Genomic DNA, 21686 nt, shown 5'->3' with positions numbered 1-21686 from the left:
ATGCAGTATTCAGAAATTATGATTCGTTACGGAGAGTTGTCAACCAAGGGCAAAAACCGCATGCGTTTCATCAATAAACTTCGCAATAATATTTCGGACATTTTGTCCATCTATCCCCAAGTTAAGGTAACTGCTGACCGCGACCGTGCCCACGCTTACCTCAATGGAGCCGACTACACAGCAGTAGCAGAATCTCTCAAACAAGTCTTTGGAATTCAAAATTTTTCTCCAGTATATAAAGTTGAAAAATCTGTAGAAGTTCTGAAGTCTTCTGTCCAAGAGATTATGAAAGCTATCTACAAGGAAGGCATGACCTTTAAGATTTCTAGTAAACGCAGCGACCACAACTTTGAACTCGACAGTCGTGAACTCAACCAAACACTTGGTGGAGCTGTATTCGAAGCTGTTCCAAATGTCCAAGCTCAAATGAAAAATCCTGATATCAATCTTCAGGTGGAGATTCGTGAGGAAGCTGCCTATCTTTCCTATGAAACTTTTCGTGGAGCAGGAGGATTACCTGTGGGAAGTTCTGGTAAAGGCATGCTCATGTTGTCAGGAGGGATTGACTCACCTGTAGCTGGTTATTTAGCTCTTAAACGTGGTGTAGATATTGAGGCGGTTCACTTTGCCAGTCCGCCATACACTAGTCCTGGTGCCCTCAAGAAAGCCCACGATTTGACTCGAAAATTGACCAAGTTTGGTGGAAATATCCAGTTTATCGAAGTACCTTTCACAGAGATTCAAGAGGAAATCAAGGCTAAGGCGCCAGAAGCCTACCTCATGACCTTGACCCGTCGTTTTATGATGCGCATTACCGACCGTATCCGTGAGGTACGAAATGGTTTGGTTATCATCAATGGGGAAAGTCTTGGTCAAGTAGCCAGCCAGACCTTGGAAAGCATGCAGACTATCAACGCTGTGACTAGCACTCCAATCATTCGTCCCGTGGTTACGATGGACAAGTTGGAAATCATTGACATCGCGCAGGAAATCGATACCTTTGAAATTTCAATTCAGCCTTTTGAGGACTGCTGTACTATTTTTGCGCCTGATCGTCCTAAGACTAATCCTAAGATAGAGAATGCAGAGCAGTATGAAAAACGCATGGATGTTGAAGGCTTGGTTGAGCGAGCAGTGGCAGGGATTATGATCACTAAGATCACACCTCAAGCTGAAAAAGACGCTGTCGATGAGTTAATTGATAATCTCCTCTAATCAGAAAAACCAGAAGAATTTAGAATATTAAATGAAAAAAGTTAGTTATTTATCCTTAGAATGGACAATTACTGACTTTTTTTCTATTTTTATGGTATAATGAGATAAAATTTTGAATATAGAGAGTTTTCTGACAATGAATCATTCCTACTTTTATTTAAAAATGAAAGAACACAAACTCAAGGTTCCTTATACAGGAAAGGAGCGTCGTGTGCGTGTTCTTCTGCCAAAGGATTATGAGAAAGATACCGACCGTTTTTACCCTGTTGTTTACTTTCATGATGGGCAAAATGTCTTTTACAGCAAGGAGTCCTATATCGGACACTCTTGGAAGATTATTCCAGCCATTAAGCGAAACCCTGATATCAGTCGCATGATTGTTGTAGCCATTGACAATGATGGTTTGGGGCGGATGCATGAATACGCAGCTTGGAAGTTTCAAGAATCTCCTATCCCAGGCCAGCAGTTTGGCGGTAAGGGTGTGGAGTATGCCGAGTTTGTCATGGAGGTGGTCAAGCCTTTTATTGATGAGACCTACCGTACTAAAGCTGATCGGCAGCATACGGCTATGATTGGTTCTTCTCTAGGAGGCAATATTACCCAGTTTATCGGACTAGAGTACCAAGATCGAATTGGTTGTCTAGGTGTCTTCTCATCTGCTAACTGGCTTCACCAAGAAGCCTTCAACCGCTATATCGAGCGCAAGAAATTGTCGCATGAACAGCGCATTTTTATCTATGTTGGAACGGAAGAAGCGGATGATACGGACAAGACTCTGATGGCTGGCAATATCAAGCAAGCCTATATCGACTCATCGCTTCGCTATTACCACGATTTGATTGCAGGTGGAATACACTTGGATAATCTTGTTTTGAAAGTTCAGTCTGGTGCCATCCATAGTGAGATTCCTTGGTCAGAAAATTTACCAGACTGTCTCCGATTTTTTGCAGAGAAATGGTAAGTTAGGAAAGGAGAAAGCCAATGCATATTGAAAACCTTAGCCACTGGAGTGGCCACCTCAACCGTGAAATGTACCTCAACCGTTATGGACACGCTGGGATTCCAGTTGTGGTTTTTGCTTCATCTGGTGGCAGTCACAATGAATACTATGATTTTGGAATGATTGATGCCTGTGCTTCCTTTATCGAGGAAGGCCGTGTTCAATTCTTTACCCTATCTAGTGTGGATAGTGAGAGCTGGCTGGCTACTTGGAAAAATAGTCATGACCAAGCGGAGATGCATCGATCTTACGAACGCTATGTGATTGAGGAAGCGATTCCTTTTATCAAGCACAAGACAGGTTGGTTTGATGGCATGATGACGACGGGGTGTTCGATGGGAGCCTACCATGCACTCAATTTCTTCCTCCAGCATCCAGATGTCTTTACCAAGGTGATTGCTCTCAGCGGTGTTTATGATGCTCGCTTCTTCGTTGGAGATTACTACAATGACGATGCCATTTACCAAAACTCTCCAGTCGATTATATCTGGAATCAAAACGACGGATGGTTTATCGATCGTTACCGTCAGGCAGAAATCGTCGTCTGTACGGGCCTAGGTGCTTGGGAACAAGACGGTCTACCATCTTTCTACAAGCTCAAAGAAGCCTTTGACCAGAAACAAATTCCAGCCTGGTTTGCTGAATGGGGGCACGATGTCGCCCACGACTGGGAATGGTGGCGTAAACAAATGCCTTATTTTCTTGGACACTTGTATCTATAAAAGGAGTTGCCTATGAATTACCTTGTTATTTCTCCCTATTATCCGCAAAACTTCCAACAGTTTACAATCGAGTTAGCTAATAAAGGCATCATAGTCTTGGGAATTGGTCAAGAACCCTACGAACAACTGGATGAGCCTTTGCGCAATAGCCTTACCGAGTATTTCCGTGTGGACAATCTTGAAAATAGAGATGAAGTCAAACGTGCTGTAGCCTTTCTTTTCTACAAGCATGGTCCAATTGATCGTATCGAGTCCCACAATGAATACTGGCTTGAGCTGGACGCAACACTCAGAGAACAATTCAATGTCTTTGGTGCCAAACCCGAAGATCTTAAAAAAACCAAGTTTAAGTCTGAGATGAAGAAACTCTTCCAGAAGGCAGGCGTACCTGTTGTACCAGGCGCTGTTATCCAGACAGAAGCAGATGTAGACCAAGCAGTCGAGGCGATTGGTTTACCAATGATTGCCAAACCGGATAATGGAGTGGGAGCGGCAGCAACCTTTAAGCTTGAAACAGAAGAAGATATAAATCACTTCAAGCAAACATGGAACCATTCAACCGTTTATTTCTTTGAGAAATTTGTCACTTCCAGTGAAATCTGTACGTTTGATGGACTAGTGGACAAAGATGGAAAAATTGTCTTCTCAACAACCTTTGACTACGCCTATACACCACTTGATTTGATGATTTATAAGATGGACAATTCCTACTATGTCCTCAAGGATATGGATCCCAAACTGCGCAAGTATGGTGAGGCCATTGTCAAGGAATTTGGAATGAGAGAACGCTTTTTCCATATCGAGTTCTTCCGTGACGGGGACGACTACATTGCCATCGAGTACAATAATCGTCCTGCAGGTGGTTTTACCATAGATGTTTATAACTTTGCTCATTCCTTGGATCTTTATCGTGGCTATGCGGCTATTGTCGCAGGAGAAGAGTTTCCAAGATCAGAGTTTGAGCCCCAGTATTGCTTGGCAACTTCACGTCGTGCCAATGTCAACTATGTCTATTCAGAAGAAGACTTGCTTGTCAAATATAGCCAACAATTCAAGGTCAAAAAAATCATGCCAGCGACTTTTGCAGAACTACAAGGGGATTACCTTTATATGCTGACAACTCCAAGCCGTCAAGAGATGGAGCAGATGATTGCAGACTTTGGTCAACGTCAAGACTGATGAAAAGGATGAAAGGAGTTTGACTCCTTTTGTCCTTTTCTTAAAGATAAGTTAAATAAAGCGTTTTCCAGAGATTCTTTTAGAAAATCTGTTGCTAAAAGGCCTAAAAATTGATAGAATAAGGATTGTCTAAAAAAATTGAAGGAGAATCTATCAAATGGATTTTACATGGGCTATTAAATATGCCACAGAATTCTTGGGAACTGCTATTTTGATCATTCTTGGTAATGGTGCAGTTGCTAACGTTGAACTTAAAGGTACGAAAGGTCACCAAAGTGGCTGGCTCGTTATCGCGGTTGGTTACGGTATGGGGGTTATGATCCCAGCCTTGATGTTTGGTAATGTATCAGGAAACCACATCAACCCAGCTTTCACTCTTGGACTTGCAGTTAGTGGTCTTTTCTCTTGGGATCAAGTTCCATTTTACATCCTAGCACAAGTTTTGGGAGCAATCTTTGGTCAAGCTATGGTTGTAGCGACTCACCGTCCTTACTATTTGAAAACAGAAAATCCAAACAACATCTTGGGAACTTTCTCAACTATCTCAAGTTTGGACCATGGAACAAAAGAATCACGTTTTGCAGCTACTGTTAATGGTTTCCTAAATGAATTTGTAGGTTCATTTGTTCTTTTCTTTGCAGCACTTGGTTTGACTAAAAACTTCTTTGGTGCTGAGGTTCTTCAATACATGAAACAAATGGCTACTCAGGCTGGTCAAACAGTTGATTTAACTGAAATGGCAGTGAAAGCTCAAGTAGCACCTCATACAGCTGCTGGGATCTCAGTTGCGCACTTGGCACTTGGTTTCCTAGTGATGGCCTTGGTAACTTCACTCGGTGGACCTTCTGGGCCTGCTTTGAACCCAGCTCGTGACTTTGGACCACGTCTTCTTCACGAACTCCTTCCAAAATCAGTTCTTGGTCAACACAAGGGTGATTCAAAATGGTGGTATGCATGGGTACCAGTTGTAGCTCCAATTGCAGCGGCTATTGCAGCAGTAGCAGTATTCAAACTACTTTATCTATAATAAAAGAAACTGGGGGAACCCAGTTTTTTTGCTATAAAATTTTTAAATAAAACAGATATGGCTTGTAAAATATTCGAAAATCCTTTAAAATAAAAGAGTTGGAGGAATTTATGAGTGTGAATGAGATAGTTCGGATCATTCCGACTGTGAAAGTTAATAACCGAAAATTAAATGAAAAATTTTACATTGAAACCCTAGGGATGAAACCCTTGTTAGAAGAGTCTGCCTTTCTCTCCTTGGGAGATCAGACAGGTACGGAGAGATTGATTTTAGAAGAAGCTCCGAGCATGCGAACTCGCAGAGTTGAAGGGCTTAAGAAACTTGCTAGACTCGTGGTAAAAGTTGAGAATCCTTCTGAAATCGAGGGCATTCTTTCACAGATGAAGTCCCTTCCTCGCCTATTTAAAGGAAGCTGTGGTTATGCTTTTGAGATTGTTTCTCCTGAACAGGATTTGATCCTTGTTCATGCAGAAAATCATATTGAAGACTTAGTTCCGCTAGATACGATTCCGGAATTTTATTCAAATAAAAGTATAAAATACTTGAGTCAATTTGAGGTTTCCGTCGAGCTCCGTCTCCCTGAGGACAGGGAGAGTTTACTTGCTTCAGAAGTGGCAACTAATGCCATTACCTTTACTCAAGAGAAAGGTCCAGATTTGGCTGTTGAAAACAATGTTACCTGGGACTTGTCTATGCTGAAATTTTTGGTAAAGAATCTAGAGTTGACTAGTCTTCGTCAGAAATTTGAGGGCACAGACTATTTTATTCCAAAGTCTGAGAAATTCTTCCTTGGTAAAGATACCAATAACATCGAATTATGGTTTGAAGAAGCATGAAGTGGACAAAAATTCTAAAAAAAATAGAAGATCAAATCGAGGCAGGGGTCTATCCCGGGGCCTCTTTTGCGTATTTTAAGGATGGAGAATGGAGAGAATCCTACCTAGGCTTGAGTGATCCTGAGAAAGGTTTGAAAACAGAGTCAGGGCTAGTCTATGACTTAGCCAGTGTGAGTAAGGTTGTGGGAGTCGGGACAGTCTTGACCTTCTTGTGGCAACAGGGGAAACTAGACATTGATCGACCAGTGGCGGACTTTTTATCTGAATGTGATTACCCAGATATCACTATTCGTCAACTCTTGACCCACGCGACAGATCTGGATCCCTTTATTCCCAATAGGGATCAGTTGAGTTCTGAGGAATTAAGAGAGGCTATGTTTTATCTGAATAGACGTAGTAAAACTGCTTTTCTATACTCGGATGTTCACTTTTTACTCCTAGGCTTTCTTTTGGAAAAAATCTTTAACCAAGACTTGGATCAGATTATAGAAGAACAAGTTTTGGAACCATGGGGCATGAAGGAAACAATGTTTGGTCCCGTTGAGATTGCTGTACCAACAGTTAGAGGAGTAGCGGCAGGTAGTATCCACGATCCCAAAGCTCGTCTTTTGGGCAAACATGCTGGGAGTGCTGGTTTATTTTCAACTGTTAAGGATTTGCAAATCTTTCTGGAACATTACTTGAAAGATGATTTTGCTGAAAACCTAAGTCGAAATTACTCTCCCTTAGAGGATAAAGAGCGTTCGCTAGCTTGGAATCTGGAAGGAGACTGGCTTGACCATACGGGCTATACAGGTACCTTCATCATGTGGAATCGAAAGAAACAGGAAGTCGCCATCTTTTTATCCAATCGAACGTATGAAAAGGATGAACGTGCCCAGTGGATAATCGATCGAAACCAAGTCATGGAAATGATTCGCCAAGAAGAGTAGGGGGAAGAATGTCAAAAACCGTAAAAGGAATTCTATTTACAGTAGTTGCAGGGATTGCTTGGGGCTTGTCTGGAACCAGTGGCCAATACCTGATGGCACATGGGATTTCTGCTCTAGTCTTGACCAATCTGCGACTCATCATTGCAGGATTGGCTCTGGTTTTTTTAACTTATGCGACAGCAAAGGATAAACTCCTTGCTTTTTTAAAAGACAGAAAAAGCCTTTTATCTCTCTTGTTATTTGCCTTATTTGGACTTTTCTTAAACCAGTTTGCCTATCTTTCTGCCATTCAGGAAACCAATGCTGGAACGGCGACGGTTCTCCAGTATGTTTGTCCTGTTGGAATCTTGATTTATACTTGTATCAAGGACAAGGTAGCACCGACTCTGGCTGAGATTATTTCAATTGGTTTAGCAATTGGAGGAACGTTTCTTATTGCTACGCATGGGGAACTTGACCAGTTGTCGATCACACCTGCGGGTCTTTTCTGGGGACTCTTTTCTGCCTTGACCTATGCCCTCTATATTATCCTTCCTATCGCTTTGATTAAGAAGTGGGGAAGTATGTTGGTGATTGGTGTAGGAATGGTTATTTCTGGTGTTGGGGCTATTCCCTTCACAGGAGTTTTGTGGGTAAGTATACCGACTAGCTTGGATTTTCTCTTTGCATTTGCTGGCATTATCATCATTGGAACAGTCTTTGCCTATACAGCTTTCCTAAAAGGAGCTAGTCTAATAGGACCAGTTAAATCCAGTTTATTAGCTTCCATAGAGCCCATTTCAGCTGTTTTCTTTGCCTTTTTAATTATGAAGGAGCAATTCTATGCGATTGATTTTCTTGGTATGGCCATGATTCTGCTTGCAGTGACTATCATTTCTTTGAAAGATTTACTGCTGGAAAGTAAGCATAAATAAAAAATCCACTCAACTGAGTGGATTTTTGCTATCTATAAGATTAGTCTTTGTTTTCGTATGGCAAGATCAGATTCAAAATGATACCTGTCATCGCTGATAGGGCAGTACCTGAAAGGGTTACTGGACCGAGTTTAAGGATGGCTCCACCAAGTCCAAGTACCAGCATAGCACTTGCGATGATGAGGTTACGCATTTGACCGAAGTCTACACGTTCTTTGATTAAGACTTTCAAACCATTACTTGCAATAACTCCGTAGAGAAGGATGGACATGCCACCAAGCACAGCATTTGGAATGGTTGAAATCAAGGCAGTAAATTTACCTAGGAAGCTAAGAGCAATGGCGATAAATGCAGCGTTTCGGATAACGGAAACAGAAGCGATACGGGTCATACCGATAACTCCAGTGTTCTCACCGTAGGTAGTATTGGCTGGTCCACCGAGGAAGGCAGATACAGATGTCGCGATACCGTCACCAAGAAGCGTACGGTGAAGTCCTGGTTCTTTCAAGAACTGACGGCCACAGATTTGGCTCAAGACTGTGTGGTCTCCAATGTGTTCAGAGATGGTTACGATAGCGATAGGCAAGATAGCGATTGTTTCAGGGCCGAAGTATAAGTTGTACTCTTTAAAGGCACCACCTGTACTAAATGGCAAGTAGAAACCAGGGATTTCAAACCAGTTGGCTTGAAGGACTGGGGTGAAGTCCACAAGACCAAGAAGAACTGCGAAGATGTATCCACCAATAATTGCAAAGAGGAAAGGAATGATACGAAGGAATCCTTTTCCTTTTGTATTGATGAAGGCAGCAATGAGGAAGGTTACGACAGCAACAAGGGCATTTTTCCAGTTTCCATCAGCTACAAGACCAGCATTGGTCACGGCTGAGCCTGCAAGACCAAGACCGATAACGATAATCATAGGTCCGATAACGATAGGAGGCAAGAGTTTGTCAATCCATTTCGTACCAGCAAAGCGAACACTTGTTGCGACAATAACATAAATCAAACCAGTTAGAATAACCCCTGTTTGAGCAGCAGAGACGTCGCCGCCCATTTCTTTCATAGCAAGGGACATGGCTGTGATAAAGGCGAAGGATGATCCGAGATAGACTGGAACTTTAAAGCCAGTTGAAACCATATAAATCAGGGTTCCGACACCAGATGCAAAGAGGGCAACGGATACAGGCATTCCCAAAATCAAAGGAACTAGGATGGTCGCTCCAAACATAGCAAAAACGTGCTGGAAGCTGAGGAGGATACCTTTCCCAGCTGAAGGACGTTGATCAACGTCTAGTAACAAATCAACAGTTGATTCTTGTTTCATATAAACCTCACTTTTGGGCATCAAAAAAGAGCCCATTATTTTACAGCAACAGGCTCTCAGAGTAAGACTTCTTTAAAGAGAGGGGTATCTCATTAAAGAATTTCATATATTTCTGCGTCTTCGTCACCTCACGGGATGACATTAAAAACCTTTGCTTAGGATAGTATAGCAGAAAAAATTCGTTTTGTAAACGAATTTTTCCCGAGCCCAGAAATGCGAGAGCGAGGCAGATTTTGTAAATCATTTTTTCCCGAGCCAAGAAATAAAAAAGCGAGGCGAACTTTGTAAACATTTTTTTACTAAAAAAATTAAAGCGGGCGTTTGTTGGGCATGCCAGCTTTTCTTGGGTACTTGTTAGGCGTCTCCTTTTTCTTTTCGATGACCGTGATGTAGCGCGGATCTCCATTTGGTAGGGCATAGCTGAGGTTGTCCTCTACCTTGCTAAAGAGGAGGTTGAGAGCGTTCTTGGCTTCTAGTAATTCCTCAGGAGCATTGCTGGCCTTGAGTGCCAATAGTTTGCCACCGACTTTAAGATAGGGAATGGTCAGTTCAGACAAAACCTGCATACGGGCAACCGCACGAGCCGTTACCACATCAAACTGGGCACGGAAGTTCTTGTCTTGGGCAAAGTCTTCTGCCCGTCCATGGTAGAAGTGAACACCATCCAAATCCAACTCCTGAGCCAAAAGCTGAAGGAAGTTGATGCGCTTATTGAGCGAATCAATGATGGTTACATCTAACTGAGGATATAGGATTTTCATAGGAAGACTAGGAAATCCTGCCCCAGCCCCGATATCAAGAAGTTTGATAGTTTCATTTGAAATCAAACCTTGCAGGATGGGTGCAATCGAATCATAAAAATGTTTGAGATAAACTTCTTCTTTGTCCGTAATAGCGGTCAAATTAATCTTCTCATTCCACTCCACCAAGAGTTCAAAATACCGTTCAAATTGGTTCTTTTGCTGGTCCGAAAGTGGAAGATTTTGCTCGACGAGCAAGCTGTAAAATGTTTCTGGTTTCATAGTCGTTTCCTTCTCTAGTATCATCTTATTTTACCATATTCATTAAAATTTTGATATACTGGTAGTAATCTAAAAGTAGAAAGGAATAAGATTATGACTTGGATTATTCTTGGAGTTTTGGTTCTAATTGTTATTTTTGTGATTGTTAGCTATAACGGTTTGGTGAAAAATCGTATGCAGACAAAGGAGGCTTGGAGCCAGATCGATGTTCAGTTGAAGCGTCGTAATGATCTCCTCCCTAACTTGATTGAAACAGTCAAAGGCTATGCCAAATATGAAGGTTCTACCTTGGAAAAAGTGACAGAACTTCGTAGACAAGTAGCCGCAGCAACTTCACCAGCTGAAGCGATGAAGGCCAGTGATGCCCTTACCCGCCAGATTTCTGGTATCTTTGCAGTAGCAGAGAATTACCCAGACTTGAAAGCTAGCGCTAACTTTATCAAATTACAAGAAGAGTTGACCAATACAGAAAATAAAATTTCTTACTCACGCCAACTCTACAACAGTGTTGTCAGCAACTACAATGTAAAACTTGAAAGCTTCCCAAGTAATATCATCGCAGGACTATTTGGCTTTAAAGCTGCAGACTTCCTTCAAACACCTGAAGAGGAAAAGGCAGTTCCTAAAGTTGACTTTAGCGGTTTAGGTGACTAAGATGTTGTTTGATCAAATTGCGAGCAATAAACGAAAAACGTGGATTTTGTTGCTGGTTTTCTTCCTACTCTTGGCCTTGGTTGGTTATGCCGTTGGCTATCTCTTCATGAGATCAGGTCTTGGGGGCATGATTATAGCCCTAATCATTGGTCTTGTCTATGCCTTAACCATGATCTTTCAATCAACAGAGATTGTCATGTCTATGAATGGAGCGCGTGAGGTTGATGAGCAAACGGCGCCAGACCTCTACCATGTTGTGGAAGATATGGCCATGGTCGCTCAGATCCCCATGCCACGTGTTTTCATCATTGAGGATTCTTCTTTAAATGCCTTTGCGACAGGTTCGAATCCGCAGAATGCAGCAGTCGCAGCAACGTCGGGTCTTCTGGCTATCATGAATCGTGAGGAGCTAGAAGCTGTTATGGGTCATGAAGTCAGTCACATTCGGAACTACGATATCCGCATTTCGACCATTGCTGTTGCTCTTGCTAGTGCTATTACCCTGCTATCTAGTATGGCTGGTCGAATGATGTGGTGGGGTGGCGCAGGCCGAAGACGGAGCGAAAATGATCGTGATGGCAGTGGATTGGAGATTATCATGCTTGTCATCTCTCTCTTAGCCATTGTTCTGGCACCTCTCGCTGCAACCTTGGTGCAATTAGCCATTTCCCGTCAGCGGGAATTTCTGGCGGACGCATCCAGTGTGGAGCTGACTCGCAATCCTCAAGGGATGATCAATGCCTTGTGCAAGTTGGATAATAGCGAGCCAATGCATCACCATGTCGACGATGCTAGCAGCGCTCTGTACATCAATGATCCCAGGAAAGCTGGCGGACTTCAAAAACTCTTTTATACTCACCCACCTATCTCAGAACGAATTGAGCGTTTGAAAAATATGTAAAAAGAATCCAGAAATCGTCTCTGGATTTTTGCTATGTTCAACATTTATAAATCTTGTAAATCAACAACTTCCAAACCATCTTCTGTCAAACGATAGATACTCGTACAGACCTCTTTTAAGAAGCGTCTGTCATGCGAAACAGTGATCAGACCGCCGGGATAGGAGGCAAAGAGTTTTCTGATTTCGGGTTGAGAAGTGGGAGAAAAATTACGTGTAGGCTCATCCAGAAGGAGAAAGTTTGGTTTGCGCAACACTAAATCTAAAAGTAGGAGTTTACCTTGTTGCCCACCAGATAGGGAGCGGATTTGATGGTGCATCTCTGGATAACTGAAATTGAGACTGGCTAAGTGAGATTGGATTTTCTGTAATTCCTCTTTTTCCCCAGTTTGGCTGAGATAGGCTACTGGAGATAGATCCAATTCCAGTTTTTTGTGGTAATCTTGTGGCATAAAACCAAGCGAAATTTCTCTTTTGGCGCTAAGTAGTTGCTGCAACTTGACCAACAGAGTTGATTTTCCAACACCATTTGGCCCGATGATACCGATTTTATCTTGACCACGGACCGTTAGTCGTAACTCCTGAGCTAAAATGCGCTGGCCAATGGACAAATTTTCTTTTTCCAGTTGGACTAAGACTTTAGAAGTCGGTAATGGTTGGATGTCTGAAAAGAAAAGTTGGATTTGTTCCTCTTCAAGTGGCTTTTGGGTCATGGACTGAGCTGTTTTCTCAAAGCGTTTTTCTTGAGAGAGAACAGTTTTCATCTTTTTAGCCAATAGGCGACCAGCAGTACTGTCTTTGGTAGCTCGAAGTGCAGTTTCTACATTTTGCTTGACGCGACGATGCTTTTCCATGGTTTTGTCATAGGCTCTCTGGTCGTTAGCAGCTTGCTGGCTTTGTCTGGCAAAATTAGCCTTTCTCTGCTCACTATAGAGATCATAGTCTAAATGCTCGACTAGCGTTTCCGCTTGTTTCCGGTGCTTGACCAGTCGCAGGTGGACAATAGTATCTGCCGTTTGAGAAAGAAAGTCTTCATCATGGGAAATGAAAATAACAGTTTGTCTAATCTTTCGAATCTGACTTTTTAGCCAATCAACCGTTTTAAGGTCTAGGTCATTTGAAGGTTCATCCAAAAATAGAATCTCAAAGGGTTTGGCTAACTCATGTATGAGCTGAATTTTCAAAGCTTCGCCCCCTGATAGACTGCCAATTTCTTGGTCGCTAGCAAAACGGTCGCTATCAAAGTGCAACTCCTCCGCCAAACGATAAAGAATGCTGTAGTCTAAATCAGCGGGATCTAAAAAGAAGTAATCGTGTAGAGTCCTATTTTTTAACTCCTCAGGTAACTTTTGAGGAATGTAGGCCAGTGACTGAAGGTCAGACTGGATCTCTCCTTTGATAGTGAAATCAAGTAATGCTTCCCCCATTAAAGCTCGCATCAAAGTTGATTTGCCATTTCCTTCTTCACCAATAATAGCAACCTTTTCTCCGTCTTGGATAGTCATGGTTAGGTCAGATACAAGATTTCGTAGATCTTTGTTTTGTGTGATGGTCAGATGATTGATTTTTATCATATTGTCGCCCTTTCTAGAATGTCCATAGTGCATAACAAAAAGCTCTACTTTATCTAGTAGAGCCCAAAGTCACTGTCAAAACTCTATTTTCCTCGTTAAAAAGCTCGTCAAACTAGCTTGGAGCTGCCTACCCCAACCCATGAGGAGCATAGCTTTCTAGTTTTTTGATTTTCAATGAGGACAAGATACTAGAAAATCTAGTACAAAAAGAGCATGCAAAAAGAGACAAAAACAAGATCTACTAAATAAAGTTCTTTATTTGATAGACTTAGTTTTTCATGTCTCCCTTACCTCCGAGTATTAGTACCTCTATCCTATACCTTTAAGGATATTTTGTCAATAGTAAATTCAAAATTTTAAACTCTAAAATCCGAAAACGGGTCCATAAAGAGTCAGTACGTGTTTGACGTGCTCGTAATGGAACTTGTCATAGTTGCGCCAAGCAGTGCGTGCTTGATCGTTTAGTTTTAGGCTCCCCAGTCCGATCAAAAGACTGGTACATTGGTAAAATTTCTCAAGGTTGATCAAGATACTGTTGTCCAGCTTTTCTGCTTTTTTTAGTTCCTTAAGAGTGGTGTTCAGCAGCTCTTGTAGTCGAAGATCATCGGCTGTTCCTTGTTTGCAGCTTTGGTAGCTTTTATTTAACTCGGAAAGGAGTTGATAAGCTTCGGTGATGAGTGCTTTGTCTTCCATATGAGCATCCTCCTTGCTCTGATGTATTCTTGCCTATAGTATAGCACTAATCAGAAAATATGTCATAGTAAATATGTTAAAAAATGAGATTTTAATCTCAAAGTTTGGGAGGCTGACTTATAGCCTTTTCATGGTATAATCAAGTGAGTACATCTTTATGGAGGAAATATGAAGTTAAATATTCAAGAAATTCGTAAGCAACCTGAAGGCCTGCATTTTGAACAAGCTTTAGACCTGGCATCAGACTTGCGTGCCCGTAATCAAGAAATTTTAGATGTCAAAGATATCCTTGCGGTAGGGAAGGTCCAATACGAAGACCGCATGTATTTCTTAGATTATCAACTATCTTACACCATTGTTCTTGCTTCCAGTCGCAGTATGGAGCCAGTTGAATTGGCAGAGTCTTATCCAGTGACAGAGGTTTTCATGGAAGGCGCAACCAACCAACTAGATCAGGAAGTTCTTGATGATGACCTGGTCTTGCCTATCGAAAATGGGGAAATCGACCTTGCTGAAAGTGTGTCAGATAATATCTTGCTCAATATCCCAATCAAAGTCTTGACGGCTGAAGAGGAAGCTGGTCAAGGATTTGTTTCAGGTAATGACTGGCAAATCATGACTGAGGAAGAATACCAAGCCCAACAAGCAGTCAAGAAAGAAGAAAACAGTCCATTTGCTGGCTTGCAAGGACTATTTGACGGGGATGAATAATGGTCCTGTCAAAAAAACGAGCACGTAAAGTGCTAGAAGAAATCATAGCTCTCTTCCCAGATGCCAAACCCAGCCTTGATTTTACCAATCATTTTGAACTACTGGTTGCGGTTATGTTGTCAGCCCAGACGACAGATGCTGCAGTCAACAAGGCTACACCAGGTCTCTTTGCTGCTTTTCCAACGCCTCAAGCCATGTCTGTCGCGACTGAAAGTGAAATTGCTTCACACATTTCTCGCCTAGGACTTTATCGTAACAAAGCCAAGTTTCTAAAAAAATGTGCCCAGCAACTCTTGGAAGATTTTGACGGACAAGTACCTCAGACTCGCGAGGAATTAGAAAGCCTAGCAGGTGTTGGTCGCAAAACAGCAAATGTCGTCATGAGTGTTGGCTTTGGGATTCCAGCCTTTGCAGTGGACACTCATGTTGAGCGTATCTGCAAGCACCATGATATTGTCAAAAAATCGGCTACACCCCTCGAAGTAGAAAAACGTGTCATGGACATTCTGCCACCGGAGAAATGGTTGGCAGCCCACCAAGCCATGATATACTTTGGACGGGCTATCTGTCATCCAAAAAATCCAGAATGCGATCACTATCCTCAATTATATGATTTTAGTTCGTTATAAGTGAAAATAATGAATGTTTTTACTTGATTTGAACGGGTCTTTGTGATATAGTAATGACAATAAAATATTCCTTTAAACCTGTCCCGTGAGGCAGACAAGGAGCTGGATTAAGTAGAAGGGTGAAGTCTATACTGTTTGCGGTAGGGCTCGCTTGGCTATACATTCTGAAGTCTCCTTGTTAAGGAGACTTTTCTTTTTGGAGGTTTGTCATGAAGGCAAAAGAAGTTGTAGACGAATTGACCGTCAAACGCGCGATTACTCGAATCACTTACGAGATTATTGAGCGAAACAAAGATTTGAACAAAATCGTTTTGGCTGGTATTAAAACGCGAGGTGTCTTTATTGCTCGCCGTATCCAAGAACGCTTGGAACAGTTAGAATCTCTTTCAGTTCCAGTAGTAGAGCTGGACACCAAACCTTTCCGTGACGATGTTAAAAGTGGTGAAGATACTTCTTTAATCTCTGTTGATGTGACAGACCGGGAAGTCATTTTAGTGGACGATGTGCTCTATACAGGTCGTACCATTCGTGCAGCTATTGACAACGTCGTCAGCCATGGTCGCCCTGCTCGTGTGAGTTTAGCAGTTCTAGTGGATCGCGGACATAGAGAGCTTCCAATCCGTCCAGACTATGTTGGGAAAAATATTCCAACTAGTCGCTCTGAAGAGATCATCGTAGAGATGGCAGAACTAGATGGACAAGATAGAGTTCTTATTACCGAAGAAGCATAGATAGCAAAAAGGAGTTAACCATGTCAGAAAATCAACAAGCTTTGCAACATGTGGTCTCTATGGAAGACCTTACTGTAGATCAGGTCATGAAATTGATCAAACGAGGAATCGAATTTAAGAATGGAGCGCAGGCTTCCTATGAGGACCAGCATATTGTTTCCAACCTTTTCTTTGAAAGTTCGACTCGTACGCACAAGTCCTTTGAAGTAGCAGAGATTAAGCTGGGACTGAATCTACTCGATTTCGATGTGAAGACGAGTTCAGTTAACAAGGGTGAAACACTCTATGATACGATCTTGACACTGTCTGCACTTGGAGTGGATGCCTGTGTTATCCGTCACCCAGAAGTCGACTACTACAGAGAGTTGATTGCCAGTCCAACCATTACGACTTCCATTATCAATGGTGGAGATGGTTCAGGACAACATCCAAGTCAGAGCTTGCTTGATTTGATGACAATATACGAAGAATTTGGCCATTTTGAGGGGCTTAAGGTCGCTATCGCTGGGGATCTGGACCACTCACGTGTAGCCAAATCAAATATGCAAATTTTGAAACGTTTAGGCGCAGAGCTTTACTTTGCAGGTCCTGAGGAATGGAGAAGTCAGGAATTCGCAGACTATGGCCAGTTTGTAAGTATTGACGAGATCATCGATCAGGTGGATGTCATGATGTTCCTTCGCGTCCAGCATGAACGTCATGAAAGTGGAGTAGTCTTTTCAAAAGAAGGCTACCATGCGCAACATGGTTTGACGCAAGAGCGTTATGATCGCTTGAAAGAAAAAGCAATTCTCATGCACCCTGCCCCAGTCAACCGTGATGTCGAAATCGCAGACCATTTAGTTGAAGCGCCAAAATCACGCATTGTCCAACAAATGACCAATGGTGTATTTGTCAGAATGGCAATCTTAGAATCTGTTCTGGCATACAGAAAAGCAAAATAAACACAAGACGTTAAAAGACGCCTGAGAGCGTCCACGAGAGGTGACTATATGACAAAACGACTTCTAGTATTAGAAGATGGCACAGTTTTTGAAGGCAAGGCCTTCGGAGCAGATATTGATGTAACAGGTGAAATCGTCTTTAATACAGGGATGACCGGCTATCAAGAATCCATTACAGACCAGTCTTATAATGGACAAATCTTGACTTTCACATACCCTTTGGTGGGAAACTATGGGATTAACCGTGATGACTACGAATCCATCAGTCCTACCTGTAAGGGAGTAGTAGTTTTTGAAGAAGCGCGTAGAGCCAGCAACTGGCGCAATCAAATGACCTTGGACGAATTCTTGAAAACCAAGAAAATCCCTGGTATCTCAGGAATTGATACTCGTGCGCTTACAAAGATTATCCGTAAGCATGGTACTATGAGGGCAACCCTTACGCATGTTGGTGATACCATGGACCATATCGCAGACCAGCTCCAAGCAACAGTCTTGCCGACAGATAATATCAAGCAAGTCTCTACTAAGACAGCTTATCCTGCTCCTGGAGTTGGATTGAGTGTCGTTCTGGTAGACTTTGGCCTCAAACATTCCATTTTACGCGAACTTTCGAAACGGAACTGTAACGTGACTGTGGTTCCATACACAACTACAGCAGAAGAAATTCTCCATCTCAACCCTGACGGCGTCATGTTGTCAAACGGTCCAGGTAACCCTGAAGATGTTCCACAGGCACTTGACATGATACGTGGAATTCAAGGTAAAATTCCGATTTTTGGAATTTGTATGGGCCACCAACTCTTTGCTATGGCTAATGGCGCTAAGACCTATAAGATGAAGTTTGGTCATCGTGGTTTCAACCATGCTGTTCGCGAGATTGCAACAGGACGAGTAGACTTTACTAGCCAGAACCATGGTTATGCGGTCAGTCGTGAAGAATTGCCAGAGCACTTGATCATTACCCACGAAGAAATCAATGACAAGTCAGTTGAAGGTGTGCGTCACAGATACCAACCAGGTTTCTCTGTACAATTCCACCCAGACGCAGCTCCTGGGCCACACGACGCTAGCTACCTCTTTGACGAGTTTATCGAGATGATGGAAGCTTTTAAACAAGCCAACTAAGAACGAACAAGAGCTCGTCGGAGAATTTATGGAATTGAACACGGACGGAAAGCTCGGAATTTAGAGAAACTAAGGAAGGATTGCAATCCTTGGTTTCCAAAATTCAGTCGCTTTCTTATCGTCCTTTGTATCTTATTTAATGTCGCCCTGTGAGGCGACGAATAGAAAGGAGAAGATACATTGTTCGCGGAAGTGAACACGCCCTAAGAACTGTGTGAAAAAGATAAACATCGTCTTGACGCTGAAGGCGTCTGCACCGAGTTTCCTATTTTCACTTTGTTCTTGACGGGCTTTGTATCATAAACTATGCCTAAACGTACTGATATTCAAAAAATTATGGTGATTGGTTCTGGTCCGATTATTATTGGTCAGGCTGCTGAGTTTGACTATGCTGGAACCCAGGCCTGCTTGTCTTTGAAAGAGGAAGGTTATGAAGTTGTCTTGGTGAACTCAAACCCTGCAACCATCATGACGGATAAGGAGATTGCTGACAAGGTTTACATCGAACCGATTACACTTGAGTTTGTGACACGTATTCTCCGTAAGGAACGTCCAGATGCCTTGCTCCCAACTCTCGGTGGTCAGACAGGTCTCAATATGGCAATGGAATTATCTAAAAACGGTATCCTAGATGAGCTTGGTGTCGAACTCCTAGGTACTAATTTATCGGCCATCGACCAAGCTGAGGACCGTGACCTCTTTAAACAATTGATGGAAGAGCTTGAGCAACCCATCCCTGAATCTGAAATTGTCAATACAGTAGAGGAAGCAGTTGCTTTTGCAGCGACAATTGGCTACCCAGTCATCGTTCGTCCAGCCTTTACCCTAGGTGGTACTGGTGGTGGTATGTGTGCCAACGAGGAAGAATTGCGTGAAATCGCTGAAAATGGGTTGAAGTTGTCACCTGTTACCCAATGTTTGATTGAGCGTTCCATTGCAGGTTTCAAGGAAATCGAGTACGAAGTCATGCGTGACTCGGCTGACAATGCCCTAGTTGTTTGTAACATGGAAAACTTTGACCCGGTTGGGATTCACACAGGGGACTCCATTGTATTTGCCCCTGCGCAAACCATGTCAGACTATGAAAACCAAATGCTTCGTGATGCCAGCTTGAGCATCATTCGTGCCCTCAAGATTGAAGGTGGGTGTAACGTTCAGCTGGCCCTTGATCCGCATAGCTTTAAGTACTATGTTATCGAAGTAAACCCTCGTGTATCGCGTTCTTCTGCCCTTGCTTCTAAGGCGACAGGTTATCCGATTGCTAAGTTGGCTGCCAAGATTGCCGTCGGTTTGACCTTGGATGAGGTCATTAATCCAGTTACAGGTTCAACCTATGCCATGTTTGAGCCAGCCCTTGACTACGTCGTTGCCAAGATTCCACGTTTCCCATTTGACAAGTTTGAGAAAGGTGAACGTCGTCTTGGGACCCAAATGAAGGCGACTGGAGAAGTCATGGCTATTGGTCGTAACATCGAGGAATCACTTCTTAAGGCCTGTCGTTCACTTGAAATTGGGGTTCACCACAATGAAATGCCTGAACTTGCAGCGGTTTCAGATGATGCTTTGATTGAAAAGGTTGTCAAAGCCCAAGATGATCGTCTCTTCTATGTTTCAGAAGCCATTCGCCGTGGCTACACACCAGAAGAAATTGCTGAATTGACCAAGATTGATATCTTCTATCTTGATAAACTCTTGCATATCTTTGAAATTGAGCAAGAATTGGGTGCTCATCCACAAGAGCTAGAAGTTTTGAAAACAGCTAAGCTAAATGGATTCTCAGATCGTAAGATTGCTGAACTCTGGAGAACAACAGCTGACCAAGTTCGTCAACTCCGCTTGGAAAACAAGATTGTCCCAGTTTATAAGATGGTCGATACTTGTGCGGCAGAGTTCGATTCTGAAACCCCATATTTCTATTCAACCTATGGATGGGAAAATGAGTCTATCAAGTCTGAAAAGGAATCTGTACTAGTCCTAGGTTCGGGTCCAATCCGTATCGGGCAAGGGGTAGAGTTTGACTACGCAACTGTTCACTCTGTTAAGGCCATCCAAGCAGCTGGTTACGAAGCCATCATCATGAACTCAAACCCAGAGACTGTTTCTACAGACTTCTCGGTATCTGACAAGCTCTACTTTGAACCGTTGACTTTCGAAGATGTGATGAATGTTATCGACTTGGAGCAACCAAAAGGCGTTATTGTTCAGTTCGGTGGTCAAACAGCTATCAACCTTGCAGAGCCATTGGCAAAAGCAGGTGTGACCATCCTTGGTACACAGGTTGCTGACCTAGACCGTGCCGAAGACCGTGACCTCTTTGAGCAAGCCCTTAAAGACTTGGATATTCCACAGCCACCTGGTCAAACAGCAACTAATGAAGAAGAAGCTGTGCTTGCAGCTCGCAAAATTGGTTTCCCAGTTCTCGTTCGTCCTTCTTACGTCTTGGGTGGACGCGCTATGGAAATCGTGGAAAATGAGGAAGACCTTCGCTCTTACATGCGTACCGCTGTTAAGGCTAGTCCAGATCATCCAGTCCTTGTTGACTCTTACATCGTTGGGCAAGAGTGCGAAGTCGATGCTATTTCAGACGGAGAAAATGTCCTCATCCCTGGTATCATGGAACACATCGAACGTGCCGGTGTCCACTCAGGTGACTCAATGGCCGTTTACCCACCACAAACCTTGTCGCAAAAGGTTCAGGAAACCATCGCAGACTACACCAAACGACTAGCAATCGGCCTTAACTGTCTCGGAATGATGAACATTCAGTTTGTCATCAAGGATGAAAAAGTTTACGTTATTGAGGTCAATCCTCGTGCCAGCCGTACGGTTCCATTCCTTTCAAAAGTAACAAATATCCCTATGGCTCAAGTAGCGACCAAGCTCATTCTTGGTCAAAACCTTGGAGAACTTGGTTATCAAGATGGTCTTTACCCTGAAAGCACTCGTGTTCATATCAAGGCTCCAGTCTTCTCCTTCACCAAGTTAGCTAAGGTAGATAGCTTACTTGGTCCTGAAATGAAGTCAACAGGGGAAGTCATGGGCTCTGATGCTACTCTAGAAAAAGCTCTCTATAAAGCCTTTGAAGCTTCTTACCTCCATTTGCCAACCTTTGGAAATGTAGTCTTCACCATTGCAGATGATGCCAAAGAAGAAGCCTTGGACTTGGCTCGCCGTTTCCAAAATATCGGTTACGGTATCCTCGCGACAGAAGGAACTGCAGCCTTCTTTGCTAGCCATGGACTGCATGCTCAGCCTGTTGGTAAGATTGGTGATGATGAGAAGGATATCCCAAGCTTTGTCCGCAAAGGAAAAATTCAAGCAATCATCAATACTGTCGGAACCAAACGAACTGCTGATGAAGATGGTGAGCAAATCCGCCGTTCAGCTATTGAACACGGTGTGCCACTCTTTACAGCACTAGACACAGCAAATGCCATGCTCAAGGTGCTAGAAAGTCGTAGTTTTGTCACAGAAGCGATTTAACCAAGAAAAAAGAGAAGACTCCAAGTCTTCTCTTTTTTGATGGGGAGTATAAAAGCAATAGGGAATTTCT

At 42.8% G+C, this 21686-nt stretch carries 20 protein-coding genes; 16 read left to right on the top strand and 4 right to left on the bottom strand.

Annotated elements, in window-relative coordinates:
- The 8 genes from thiI to MK409_RS03985 all read left to right on the top strand — a co-directional run bounded on the left by thiI (position 1) and on the right by MK409_RS03985 (position 7825).
- Positions 1-1215: a tRNA uracil 4-sulfurtransferase ThiI gene (gene thiI, locus MK409_RS04020; RefSeq protein WP_268705420.1), complete on the top strand. Its 1215-nt coding sequence runs from the start codon at positions 1-3 to the stop codon at positions 1213-1215.
- 136 nt (positions 1216-1351) lie between these two features.
- Complete coding sequence (locus MK409_RS04015; protein ID WP_268705419.1) at positions 1352-2176, top strand: alpha/beta hydrolase; 825 nt, start codon at positions 1352-1354, stop codon at positions 2174-2176.
- A 20-nt stretch (positions 2177-2196) separates the two neighbouring features.
- On the top strand, positions 2197-2937 hold the full coding sequence (locus MK409_RS04010; protein WP_268705418.1) for an esterase family protein: 741 nt from the start codon (positions 2197-2199) through the stop codon (positions 2935-2937).
- Between the two features lie 12 nt (positions 2938-2949).
- Entirely contained in the window at positions 2950-4116 is a 1167-nt protein-coding gene (locus MK409_RS04005) for an ATP-grasp domain-containing protein (protein ID WP_268705417.1), read from the top strand.
- 157 nt (positions 4117-4273) lie between these two features.
- Complete coding sequence (gla, locus tag MK409_RS04000) at positions 4274-5143, top strand: aquaglyceroporin Gla (protein WP_268705416.1); 870 nt, start codon at positions 4274-4276, stop codon at positions 5141-5143.
- 110 nt (positions 5144-5253) lie between these two features.
- Complete coding sequence (locus tag MK409_RS03995; protein WP_268705415.1) at positions 5254-5979, top strand: CppA N-terminal domain-containing protein; 726 nt, start codon at positions 5254-5256, stop codon at positions 5977-5979.
- Positions 5976-6911, top strand: a complete 936-nt coding sequence (locus MK409_RS03990) for a serine hydrolase domain-containing protein (protein ID WP_268705414.1) — start codon at positions 5976-5978, stop codon at positions 6909-6911. The genes MK409_RS03995 and MK409_RS03990 overlap by 4 nt, the downstream gene beginning before the upstream one ends.
- Before the next feature lie 8 nt (positions 6912-6919).
- Positions 6920-7825 (top strand): DMT family transporter, encoded by a 906-nt coding sequence (locus tag MK409_RS03985; RefSeq protein WP_268705413.1) that lies wholly within the window; start codon positions 6920-6922, stop codon positions 7823-7825.
- Between the two features lie 40 nt (positions 7826-7865).
- Here the strand turns inward: MK409_RS03985 and MK409_RS03980 are convergent, their stop codons facing one another.
- Together MK409_RS03980 and rsmG are read right to left on the bottom strand one after the other, a co-directional pair.
- Positions 7866-9149: a uracil-xanthine permease family protein gene (locus tag MK409_RS03980; protein WP_268705412.1), complete on the bottom strand. Its 1284-nt coding sequence runs from the start codon at positions 9147-9149 to the stop codon at positions 7866-7868.
- 308 nt (positions 9150-9457) lie between these two features.
- Positions 9458-10171, bottom strand: a complete 714-nt coding sequence (gene rsmG / locus MK409_RS03975; RefSeq protein WP_268705411.1) for a 16S rRNA (guanine(527)-N(7))-methyltransferase RsmG — start codon at positions 10169-10171, stop codon at positions 9458-9460.
- Between the two features lie 93 nt (positions 10172-10264).
- On the opposite strand from rsmG, the gene MK409_RS03970 reads away from it, so the two are divergent.
- Both MK409_RS03970 and htpX read left to right on the top strand, forming a co-directional pair.
- Positions 10265-10825, top strand: coding sequence for a LemA family protein (locus MK409_RS03970; protein ID WP_268705410.1), 561 nt, complete (start codon positions 10265-10267; stop codon positions 10823-10825).
- Position 10826: 1 nt separating this feature from the next.
- On the top strand, positions 10827-11726 hold the full coding sequence (gene htpX / locus MK409_RS03965; protein ID WP_268705409.1) for a zinc metalloprotease HtpX: 900 nt from the start codon (positions 10827-10829) through the stop codon (positions 11724-11726).
- A gap of 44 nt (positions 11727-11770) precedes the next feature.
- Here htpX and MK409_RS03960 read toward each other — a convergent pair whose 3' ends face one another.
- Both MK409_RS03960 and MK409_RS03955 read right to left on the bottom strand, forming a co-directional pair.
- Positions 11771-13330: an ATP-binding cassette domain-containing protein gene (locus MK409_RS03960; protein WP_268705408.1), complete on the bottom strand. Its 1560-nt coding sequence runs from the start codon at positions 13328-13330 to the stop codon at positions 11771-11773.
- Positions 13331-13660: 330 nt separating this feature from the next.
- Positions 13661-13990 carry a helicase BlpT gene (locus MK409_RS03955; protein WP_268705407.1) on the bottom strand — a complete coding sequence of 110 codons (330 nt, stop codon included), beginning with the start codon at positions 13988-13990 and terminating at the stop codon, positions 13661-13663.
- Between the two features lie 168 nt (positions 13991-14158).
- On the opposite strand from MK409_RS03955, the gene MK409_RS03950 reads away from it, so the two are divergent.
- The 6 genes from MK409_RS03950 to carB all read left to right on the top strand — a co-directional run bounded on the left by MK409_RS03950 (position 14159) and on the right by carB (position 21616).
- Entirely contained in the window at positions 14159-14701 is a 543-nt protein-coding gene (locus tag MK409_RS03950) for a YceD family protein (protein ID WP_096407683.1), read from the top strand.
- Positions 14701-15330, top strand: a complete 630-nt coding sequence (gene nth, locus MK409_RS03945; protein ID WP_038806245.1) for an endonuclease III — start codon at positions 14701-14703, stop codon at positions 15328-15330. Before MK409_RS03950 ends, nth begins: the two co-directional genes overlap by 1 nt.
- 209 nt (positions 15331-15539) lie before the next feature.
- Positions 15540-16061, top strand: a complete 522-nt coding sequence (gene pyrR, locus MK409_RS03940; RefSeq protein ID WP_000644748.1) for a bifunctional pyr operon transcriptional regulator/uracil phosphoribosyltransferase PyrR — start codon at positions 15540-15542, stop codon at positions 16059-16061.
- A gap of 20 nt (positions 16062-16081) precedes the next feature.
- Positions 16082-17005 carry an aspartate carbamoyltransferase catalytic subunit gene (locus MK409_RS03935; protein ID WP_096407681.1) on the top strand — a complete coding sequence of 308 codons (924 nt, stop codon included), beginning with the start codon at positions 16082-16084 and terminating at the stop codon, positions 17003-17005.
- A 48-nt stretch (positions 17006-17053) separates the two neighbouring features.
- Positions 17054-18133 carry a carbamoyl phosphate synthase small subunit gene (locus MK409_RS03930; RefSeq protein WP_268705406.1) on the top strand — a complete coding sequence of 360 codons (1080 nt, stop codon included), beginning with the start codon at positions 17054-17056 and terminating at the stop codon, positions 18131-18133.
- Between the two features lie 306 nt (positions 18134-18439).
- Positions 18440-21616 (top strand): carbamoyl-phosphate synthase large subunit, encoded by a 3177-nt coding sequence (gene carB / locus MK409_RS03925; protein WP_268705405.1) that lies wholly within the window; start codon positions 18440-18442, stop codon positions 21614-21616.
- Positions 21617-21686: the final 70 nt, after the last annotated feature.

It is taken from the genome of Streptococcus oralis (assembly GCF_026782375.1).
GTDB lineage: Bacteria > Bacillota > Bacilli > Lactobacillales > Streptococcaceae > Streptococcus > Streptococcus oralis_CL.
The sequence above is the reverse complement of the archived record's forward strand: the minus strand, read 5'-3'. Positions and strand labels throughout refer to the sequence as shown.